At 49.6% G+C, this 9,716-nt stretch carries 9 protein-coding genes; all 9 read left to right on the forward strand.

Going from position 1 to position 9,716, the window contains the following annotated elements; translation table 11 throughout:
- Positions 1–2: 2 nt before the first annotated feature.
- The gene (locus B145_RS28220) at positions 3–1,010 is read left to right on the forward strand and encodes an NAD-dependent epimerase/dehydratase family protein (RefSeq protein WP_026259254.1); all 1,008 of its coding nucleotides are present in this window, start codon (positions 3–5) and stop codon (positions 1,008–1,010) included.
- A 556-nt stretch (positions 1,011–1,566) separates the two neighbouring features.
- Positions 1,567–2,019 (forward strand): hypothetical protein, encoded by a 453-nt coding sequence (locus B145_RS0117425; RefSeq protein ID WP_018609047.1) that lies wholly within the window; start codon positions 1,567–1,569, stop codon positions 2,017–2,019.
- A 225-nt stretch (positions 2,020–2,244) separates the two neighbouring features.
- Complete coding sequence (locus B145_RS0117435) at positions 2,245–3,504, forward strand: O-antigen ligase family protein (protein WP_026259256.1); 1,260 nt, start codon at positions 2,245–2,247, stop codon at positions 3,502–3,504.
- A gap of 60 nt (positions 3,505–3,564) precedes the next feature.
- Entirely contained in the window at positions 3,565–4,863 is a 1,299-nt protein-coding gene (locus B145_RS0117440) for an outer membrane beta-barrel protein (protein WP_018609049.1), read from the forward strand.
- Positions 4,864–5,007: 144 nt separating this feature from the next.
- A complete protein-coding gene (locus B145_RS0117445) occupies positions 5,008–5,538 on the forward strand; it encodes a polysaccharide biosynthesis/export family protein (RefSeq protein ID WP_211209863.1) in 531 nt (176 codons plus the stop codon).
- 65 nt (positions 5,539–5,603) lie between these two features.
- Positions 5,604–7,856: a GumC family protein gene (locus B145_RS0117450; protein WP_018609051.1), complete on the forward strand. Its 2,253-nt coding sequence runs from the start codon at positions 5,604–5,606 to the stop codon at positions 7,854–7,856.
- 48 nt (positions 7,857–7,904) lie between these two features.
- Positions 7,905–8,648: a tyrosine-protein phosphatase gene (locus tag B145_RS26110; protein ID WP_018609052.1), complete on the forward strand. Its 744-nt coding sequence runs from the start codon at positions 7,905–7,907 to the stop codon at positions 8,646–8,648.
- 7 nt (positions 8,649–8,655) lie between these two features.
- Complete coding sequence (locus B145_RS0117460) at positions 8,656–9,282, forward strand: tetratricopeptide repeat protein (RefSeq protein WP_018609053.1); 627 nt, start codon at positions 8,656–8,658, stop codon at positions 9,280–9,282.
- Between the two features lie 312 nt (positions 9,283–9,594).
- Positions 9,595–9,716 (forward strand): sugar phosphate nucleotidyltransferase (locus B145_RS28770; protein WP_157288483.1); only part of this gene is annotated, 122 nt, incomplete at its 3' end.

Raw genomic sequence — 9,716 nt, forward strand, 5'->3', positions numbered from 1 at the left:
ATATGGCTGAAAAATTTAGAACTTGCGTGATTTTCGGCGGGACCGGTTTTATCGGAAGCCATCTTGCTTTGTTTTTGACGACACATCACTTGGCAGAACGTGTTGTATTGGCAGATATTGCACCAATGCGCCATGATTTTGAGTTCGATCTGCGACTTGTAGAATATGTTGAATTGGATGTTCGATCTAGTATTGATCGGTGGATTCTTCCAGAATCGACTGATTTGATAGCTAATTTTGCTGCGATACATCGTGAGCCAGGGCATGCGTTGCACGAGTATTACGAAACAAACTTGCCTGGAGCGGACAATGTATGTGCGTGGGCTGATAGAGTCGGGTGTAATAAATTGATTTTTACGAGTAGTATTGCGCCCTATGGTCCAACGGAAGAGCCAAAAACGGAGGAGTCGATTCCTACACCAGTGTCTGGATATGGTGGCTCGAAGCTTGCTGCCGAAAAAATACATATAGCATGGCAGAGATCGAAGCAAGAGCGTTGTCTCGTAATTGTTCGTCCAGGTGTAGTGTTTGGCCCTGGAGAACGGGGTAATGTTACTCGATTGATACAGGCAACGTTGAAGCGTTACTTTTTTTTTCTGGGAAATCGTCACACTCGTAAGGCGGGTGGGTATGTCAAAGAACTTGTTAACTCAATGCTTTGGGCGCTTGATCGTTTGCCGGAAAGCGGGGGCGCTTTCTTGTTCAATTTTTGCTTGCCACAAACTCCGACTGTGCAGGATTATGTTGTGACGACTTGTAACGTAGCAGGTGTCACAAGGTTTGTTCCAAGTGTTCCTTATACTTTTTTGCTGGCTGCGTCCTACCTCATTGAGGGCCTGTCTCGTGTGTTCGGTGTGGAGCAGCCAGTCAGTCCGATACGAATTCGTAAGCTTGTCCGTTCCAACAACATTGAGCCTGCAGTACTCAAACGCGAGGGATATGTGTACATGTATTCCCTTGAGGCGGCCATGTCTGATTGGAAGGCTGATCGCCCAGATGAGTGGTGCTAAGGTGGTAGCAATACAATTTGGACATCATTGTCTCTTCCTGCGGTGAGTCTTCAATACATATACCTAATAAAAACTATTTCATGCATTTGTGGCGGTCGAATATTTGCAGTGAGCACGTTGCATTGTTCTTTAGTCTTTTTCTGCTGTAGGTAGATAGGTGGATTTGATGGAATGAGTTTGGTGCATGTCTTGAGATTTTCTGGTGTGTTGGATTGTACGAGTGAATCTGGTTATTTTGAGTTGTTAATCATTGCGCAAATCGAGATATAGAGTCTCGTTGATTTTTCTATAAGGCATTTAACGGCCACTGAATAGTGGAGGATGGGCCTTCGACAATAGTCTCATACGAGTACTTCATATGTGGTCAAAAAGCATTTTACATTTGAGGCGAATAGCGTCGCCGATTGATTCATGGAGGTATTTCTTCGAACTATTGAAACGAATTTAATAATTCTATTGAGATGGAGTATGCGTAGATTTGTACGAAAGTCTGTATTTTATGATGAGTAATCAGGTGCTAGACTGGTTATAAATGTGTGGCCTTTAAGGAGGCATTATGTTAATCGTCAAGAAACTTTCATTGCTTGCCCTAGCCATAATGGCTTCTACAGTAGCCGTCAATATTGCTGCTGCGGCAGATACCCCAACCCAACAGTCAGTCGATCAGCAGGTGGCAGCAAGCCTGAAATCTGGCATGACGGCGCAGCAGATTGTTGTTGCCCTGAAGGCTGGTGGTGTCGATGTTAGTTTGATTGCAGCGGCGTTGCTGAACGCCAAAATTCCTGCTGTACAAGCACAAAATGCCCTGCTGTCCGCTGGAGAACCCTCTCAACAGGTATTCAATGCACTGGTTGCGGCAGGTGCTGACCCGATCAATTTGCTGCCACCGACTGCAGCAGGCCCGGCACCGGGTCCATCGGCCGCTGGCGTAACGACGGGGGGGACAACCGCTCCTGCCATCACGGCCCCTTCTTTTGGCGGTGGCGGTGGTGGCGCAAGCCGTAGCTAACCAACAAAGGTGTGCTGGGGGCTGCGGATGGCGGCTTAGGCTGCCATTTTGTTGTAATCGGGTTTAAATTCGGGAGCCTGCATGGCCAGTGATGGTGCGTGGAGAATATGCTTTCGGTATGGTGCGGATCGGTGGGTATTCTTCAACTTTCTGGTTCTTCTCTTTTGGGCACCGTTGCCTTTGGCAAGTAATCGAACTTGGGCCCTAGGCTTGTTAGCAGTGAGCATGATATTCCTGTTTGCCGCACTGTGCATCGCCCGATTGTGGCGCGCGGAGTCAATCTTCACCTGTTTAGGTGTTGGAACTTGGCCACTGGCGTGTCTGTGTTTGTTCGCGTTGTGGCTGGCTTTGCAGTGGAGCGGTGTTATACCGGGTTTGGAAACAGCGGACGCATTCAATACGCTGCAATATTTGCTTGCCACGCTTACTTATGTTGCAGCATTTTCTTTAGTGCTGCTATTGGTAAAGAGTTCGGCACACGTACGCTGGCTTATGGCTGTCATTCTTGCCTCTGGAGTCAGTCAGGCACTCATTGCAATTGGTCTCTTCGCTTCACGGGCGACATATATCTTTCTGTTCATGCCATTTACACAGGGCACGCGCGCAACAGGGACGTTCGCTAATTTCGATCATTTGGCCGGATATATGGAGTTATGTATCCCTGCTGGGGTGGGGCTGATGCTTGCCCACATGGGCAGTGGCGAGAACAAAACTCTAAATCGGCGTGAGCATATGGTCAATGTACTGAAGTTTATGATGTCGGGCAAGATGTTGGTACGTCTAATGCTGGTAATTATGGTGATTGCGTTGGTTTTGACGAGATCACGCATGGGGAGTGTGGCGTTTTTTACTTCAATGCTAGTGATTGGTGGGATCGCTATGTTGCGTAACCCACGTTTGCGAATAGCTGCTTTCTGGTTGATATTGAGTCTGATTGTGATCGACGTTGTCGTTATCGGGCAGTGGGTCGGGATCGATCATGTTGTGGAACGTTTGCAGAATACCGCTTTGGATAATGAGCACGCTCGGGGAGAGGAAACTGTTGAGCAGCGTTCCCAAACACCCCGTCAGGCCTTTGGCATGGTGATAGAGCGGCCACTCAGTGGATTTGGGGCAGGTAGTTTTTATACCGTATTTCCCAGGTTCAAGAGTGCCGACAAGAACTCGTTCTGGGATCATGCTCACAACGATTATGTACAGTTGGCTGCAGAAACGGGGCTCGTTGGCTTGGGATTATTAGCCACAATGGTATTAATGACAATCGCACGGATCTTAATATTATGGAAAGAACATGAGCCGAGAATCAATCGCGGTGTTGCTTTCGGTGTTGCGATGGCCATCTGTGCACTACTGATTCATAGTTGGGTGGATTTCAATCTGCAGATCCCGGCGAACGCCTTGGTATTTTGTGTTTTGTTGGCCGTGGTTTGGGTGTTGGTTCCGCACACAGCCGCTACCAAGGAGGTCATCAATGATATTGGTTGATACCGCAACAAGGTGGATCAGTACCTCAAAGGTTTACGGCTTAGAGAATGAGAGGGCAGCATGCAATCCAACAATCGCATTCATATCGCAGTAGCCACATTGTTTTCCCTGGGTGCGGGGGGGGCCATGGCGGCCGAGGCCGAAACGGCCTCAGTACCCTCAGCCTATTCTGCGGTACCCAACTCGTCGAATGTGCTTTCTGGTAACGCATTTGAATCATCCGGAATACCTATAGCCAAGACCCGAACGCCACATCCTTTGAGGATTGCTGACGGGGTTGATTTGTTTGCGGACGCAGAGTTTGACGCAGGCTACGATAGCAACGTAAAACAGTCTTCCCGCGGGAATGAAGTAGGGTCGTTGCTATTCCGGATACGGCCGACCATATCTGCACAGGCAGCCTATCGTGCTGACCGTTATGTTTTGTCATATCTAGGGGATTATGTTCGCTATCCCAGCTATGATCCAAACAGCTTAGGACAAAACGATTTGATACTTGGTGCGCAAAACGTTTTTACTGGGCGTGCCGGACTTGCTTGGCAGCTTTCTGCAGGGGATCATTATGACCCTATTGGTTCGACAGATCGTACAAATAACGGTACGGTGGCGGATCACTATCGTACTTATGCCGCCAACACAACGTTTCGCTACGGAGCCGAGGAGGCTACCGGACGTGTGGAGCTTGATGCAGGCATTGGATCGAAACGCTATCTGAATGACCGTATCAACACTGAATCTGCTGATGTTGACAACATGAATTTAGGGGCGCGTTTTTACTATAAGATCGCACCAAAGACCCGCCTGCTGACAGAAGTTCGGCGCACAACCTTTGATTATAAGCACGATACCCGCCTGCTGCAGAATACTGATATGCGCTATTTGCTCGGGGCCAGTTGGGATGCGACGGCGGTACTGGCAGGGTCGGCCAAGGTCGGTTTGCAAGCCAAGAATTATGTTCATGACGAAGTAAACCCTGATTATAAGGGCCTGTCTTGGGAAGCGGCTCTGCGCTGGAAGCCACTCACCTATAGCTCTTTCGATCTTATTTCAGGTCGTGCGGCAAGCGATCCGAGCGGGAGCTCTTCCGGGGTGCCTATCACAAAAAATCTCAGTTTAGCTTGGAATCATGATTGGATGGATTATGTACACAGCAAGCTATCAGCTGGACGTCAGCGTACGCGTTACACCATAAGTGGGCGCAAGGACGTGGATGATGTTTATTCTGCAAGCATTATGTATGACATGCGCCGTTGGTTGGGATTGGGGGCCGAATTTACGTTTTCCCACCGCAATTCGAATGACGATACTTTAGATTATATACGTCGCCAAACGATCGTGAAAATACAGGCGTCATTCTAATAATGATTATTTTTTACTTTACTATATAAATGGATGCTCTCACTTCATGAGTGCGACACCTATCACAACAATTTAGGGGTACCGATGCTCTCATTTGTTCGTACGTTGAGCGTTTCAGCATTTGTTCTATGGAGTTTGATAGCGGTGGCTCAGGTACGAGAGCCGGAAAACGTTCTTCCAGCCAGTGTTTTGCTTCCTCCCGCTCAATTCCTTTCCAGTTACCGACTCGGTGCGGGTGATGTTGTATCGATTCGGGTCTTTGGTGAGGACGATCTGAGTATTGAGAAAGTACGCCTGACCGATGGGGGGTCGATTTTCATGCCCAATCTAGGCGAATTGGTTGTACGGGGAAAAACGCTTGGCGAAGTTGAGAAGATGGTGGTGGAAGGCTTGAGCGGGCGAATACTCATCAATCCCAAGATATCGGTATCGGTAGATGAATACCGCCCCTTTTTCATTAACGGCATGGTCGATAAACCTGGGGGGTACCCCTTTCAACCCGGACTCACGATTCGCAAAGCGGCCTCACTGGCTGGTGGCTTTAAGGAACGCGCCTCTTTGAACAAACTGTTTGTGATTCGAGGAGATGATCCTCAACAACGTCAGTACAAGGTGGAACTGAATACGCCAATCTATCCAGGTGACATTGTTACCGTGGAAGAGAGCTTCTTCTAAGGCGCGGTGCTTTCTATTGATGCCGACGGCAACGGATTGATGAATACAACGAGGTTTGTCTCACTATGAATCAGAATGCACAGATTGCGCCCGAAGCAGAACAGCCATTCGTGTCTGTAACAGGAGGACTATCCGAAGAGAGTAAGCTTGAATTGCTTGAATATTGGCGCAGTATCACCAAGCGAAAATGGGCCATTTTGGCGCTTGGGTTGGCTGTGGCGCTGTTGGCCGGGGCTGTCGTCTATTCGCTTACTCCGGTGTATCGAGCGACGACCACCGTATTGATTGAGCAGAACAAGAACAAGGTTCTGTCGATTGAGGATGTGTATACTGGTTTTTCGCAAGAGAAGGAGTACTACCAGACCCAAGTTGAACTCATGAAATCGCGCGATGTGGCGAGCCGCGTGGTACGAGGGATGCGCTTATGGTCGAATCCGGAATTCGACCCACGTAAGCCAGATAAGAGTCTGCTCGGTCAGATCAAGGTGGCATTGGGGATTGAGGCCGAAGAAACTGTTTGGACCGAAGACAAGCTGGTTGATGTGGTGGTGGGGCGGTTTTCCAAGCAGCTGTTCGTGGAGCCTATACGCCTGAGCCAATTGGTGAAGGTGAGCTTTGAATCCGAAGATAAACAGCTCGCTCCCAAGATTGCCAATGCGGTGGCAGATGCGTATATCATGGCGGATCGCGAAGCCAAGTTCAAGATGACGCAACAAGCTAACACTTGGCTGCAAGATCGGACCCAAGGGCTGCGTGAGAAGTTGGCAGCCTCTGAGCAGGCTTTGCAGACTTATCGGGACAAGCAAGGAATCGTGAATCTTTCCGGGTCGGTGCAGACCATGATCGGGCAACAAATTGGCGATGTCACCCAGAAACTGGTTGAAGCCAAGGCCCATCGCGCTGAGGCTGAGAGCGCCTACCGTCAGATGAAGACGGTTAAGGACGGCGACTATTCTACCGTTCCAGCAGTAATCCATCATCCTGCAGTACTGGAGGCGAAACGTGCGGAGGGCGTCGCATCCCAAAAGGTTGCAGAGTTGCAGCAGCGCTATGGCACTGAACACCCGAAGATGGTTCAAGCCCTCTCAGAACTGAAGGCGACTCGAGACAATCTCACTCGCCAAATGCAGGTGGTCGCAGAGAGTTTGAGCCGGGATTATGAATCGGCGGTGGCGACAGAAAAGGCATTGGACGGTGCATTGAATTCGGCCCGGGGTACGGTGCAGAACGTCAACCGTCAGGAATTCCAGCTTGGGGTTCTGGAGCGTGAAGTCGCATCGAACAAGCAGCTCTACGACATGTTTATCAGTCGTGCCAAGGAAACGCATGAAAGTACCGACTTGCAAAGCGCGGTGGCACGCATTGTAGATGCGGCAGTCATACCACGCCTGCCGGCAAAGCCTAACAAGAGCCAGGTGATTGGCATCGCATTGGTACTGGGGCTTTTTGCGGGTGTGTTGATCTCGTTGCTGCTGGATAAGCTTGATAATACGGTCAAGGGCATCGAAGATGCGGAACGCCGTTTTCATGTCCCAGTACTCTCGGCCCTGCCAGAATTGGGTTCGGAAGTCGGCAAGAATGCTATGACCATGTTCCTGCACAAACCTGAATCCCATCTGGCTGAAGCGGTGCGGACCGCGCGTACGGGGATTTTGCTATCTGATCTGGATGCAAAAAGTCGTGTTATTGTCGTGACCTCAAGCATACCGAACGAGGGTAAGACCACGATTACTTCAAACCTAGCGCTGGCTCATGCGCAGGCGAAGAAGACGCTGCTGATTGATGCAGACATGCGTCGCCCACAGATTGCACATCGCCTGGAGTTACCGCCCGGGGTCAAGGGGCTATCCAATCTGGTAGCTGGTACAGCGGCACTGGAAGAATGCATACATCATGTCAAAGGATCTTCATTGACCGTCATGCCAGTAGGGGACATCCCTCCCAATCCTTTAGAGCTATTACTTTCCCAGCGCTTCCGCGATACCTTGGAACAACTGGGAAATCAATACGAAATCATATTCCTAGATACGCCTCCTGTTGAACTGGTAAGTGATGCTTTGGTTATTGCTCCGCTCGCTACCAGCACACTCTTTGTTGTGCGCGCGATGGAAACGCCTTATCCACTGGTTCGTAAGGGATTGGTACGCTTGCAGCGTGCAGGCGGCAAGGTCTTAGGCGTTGTTCTAAATCACCTCGATTTTGCCAAAGCTCAGCGCTACTATGGCGAGTATTCCGGCTATGGTCAGAAAGGCTACAAATATGGCTATGACTATGGCTACGGTTATGCGCAGAAAGAGACGGAAAAGAGCGTAGCATAGGCGATCGGAAAAGTTATGCGTTAATGTCAAACACATGGGTTTTGAGCAATGATCGATATCCATTGTCACGTTTTGCCGGGCATTGATGATGGCCCTACCACCAAAGTGGAAGCTTTGGCCTTGGCACGTGCGTGTGTGGCGGATGGAATTACCCATGTGGTGGCTACCCCGCATGTATTTCCCGGGAGGTTCGACAATCATCGGGCCGGTATTGCACAGCTATGTATGAAATTTCGTCAGGTTTTGGTTGCAGAAAATATTGATCTGGAACTGTCTTTTGCTGGAGAGGTACGCCTGTCTCACGAAGTTATAGATATGGTGCAGAGAGGAGAAATCCCTTTCTTGGGTGAGGTCGATGGTTGGCGAACCATGCTATTGGAGTTGCCAGACGCCCAGATTCCTCTTGGTTCGATTAACTTGGTACGTCATTTGGCCGGAATCGGCATTCGTCCGGTACTGGTTCATCCCGAACGCAACAAAGCTATAATGGACAAGCCAGAACGCGTTGAAGCATTTGTGGATGAAGGATGTTATTTGCAGATTACGGCCGCTTCTCTCGTAGGCCAGTTTGGACCACGGGTCAGCGTAGCGGCTGATTTCATGCTTAAGAAGGACTGGGTAAATGCAGTAGCCAGCGATGCACATAATCTGGTAGGACGCCCTCCACGTATGACTGAGGCACGGCACATACTGGAACAGCGTTTTGGGAAAGGGTACGCGGAAGAATTAACCTACTTTGGTCCTGCCCGGTTGTGTGGTAGGGAAAGGGAAAAACTTGCTGTCCCTTCGTAGATACTCCATGCGTAGGGTCTTCGATATTGGCACAACGGTACTGATCTTACTGATACTCGTCTGGGGGATGTGGCAGGCGCAACGGGTTATGCGGGGGGATTTTGCGGGGATGCAAGCACGCTATCGGATTGATACCTGGATCGCAGGCAAGGCAAGATGGTCTGTTGAACAGTGGCTGCAGGCTCGTGATGATCTCGCAGGAGCGGCACGGATTACTCCAGACAATCCTCTAGTATTTGACTACTTGGGAATGCTCTATACCTTGCGCGGGCAAAGAGCATGGCAGAACGATGTATTACGCCAGGCTTTTTTCGCGGATGCACTACGGTTCCAACAGGATTCTTTACGCTTACGCCCACACAACGGAGCGGCTTGGGCCAATTTAGCCTTGAGTCAATACGCATTGGGCACACATGGAGACTCAATTGCATCAATCAATCATGCGATGCAAGAAGGACCCAATGAAATCAGGGTTCGCCAAGTTGTAACCGAACTCATCATCGCTATGTGGTCGGAATCTCCAGAACATCTTCATGTATGGCTGCGTGAACGCTACCGAGTGGCCGCCCCCTGGGAACATCAGGAACTGGAGCGTTTGGCAGTCAGATACGAGCGAAGAGACCTTTTCAAGTAGTGCTTCGATCTTGCTTAAGGGGGAGGAAACACACAAATCATGGGCTATATGTTAAAATTAAAAAAATGACGAATACATTTACTTTTGCCGAGTATGTAAGGTAGCCGACATGTTCACGGTAATTCCATCTGTTCCCTACTTTTATATTCAAGCGGATAAGATCAATACAAGTGGGTATCGTTTCGATGATAATTACTGGTCTAGATGGGGCCGTTTTGAATGGACGTCAACAAAGTCAGCGGGTTCTAATATGCGTCGCTATGTGGCGTTATTTACAGTGATTCTCAATACTGCACATCTATCATGCACTGGATGCTGATACCTACCATTCTTTGCGGTGGCTCAGGCTCCCGTCTATGGCCCGTTTCCCGGGATCTTCACCCCAAACCTTTCATCCGCCTGGCAGATGGGCAAAGCCTGCTGCAAAAATCCTT

Origin of the sequence: Uliginosibacterium gangwonense DSM 18521, assembly GCF_000373965.1 — a bacterium.
Classification (GTDB): Bacteria; Pseudomonadota; Gammaproteobacteria; order Burkholderiales; family Rhodocyclaceae; genus Uliginosibacterium; species Uliginosibacterium gangwonense.

Coding starts and splice junctions, on each gene's coding strand:
- B145_RS28220 (WP_026259254.1), top strand. CDS start 3: ATGGCTGAAAAATTTAGAACTTGCGTGATTTTCGGCGGGACCGGTTTT.
- B145_RS0117425 (WP_018609047.1), top strand. CDS start 1,567: ATGTTAATCGTCAAGAAACTTTCATTGCTTGCCCTAGCCATAATGGCT.
- B145_RS0117435 (WP_026259256.1), top strand. CDS start 2,245: ATGATATTCCTGTTTGCCGCACTGTGCATCGCCCGATTGTGGCGCGCG.
- B145_RS0117440 (WP_018609049.1), top strand. CDS start 3,565: ATGCAATCCAACAATCGCATTCATATCGCAGTAGCCACATTGTTTTCC.
- B145_RS0117450 (WP_018609051.1), top strand. CDS start 5,604: ATGAATCAGAATGCACAGATTGCGCCCGAAGCAGAACAGCCATTCGTG.
- B145_RS26110 (WP_018609052.1), top strand. CDS start 7,905: ATGATCGATATCCATTGTCACGTTTTGCCGGGCATTGATGATGGCCCT.
- B145_RS0117460 (WP_018609053.1), top strand. CDS start 8,656: ATGCGTAGGGTCTTCGATATTGGCACAACGGTACTGATCTTACTGATA.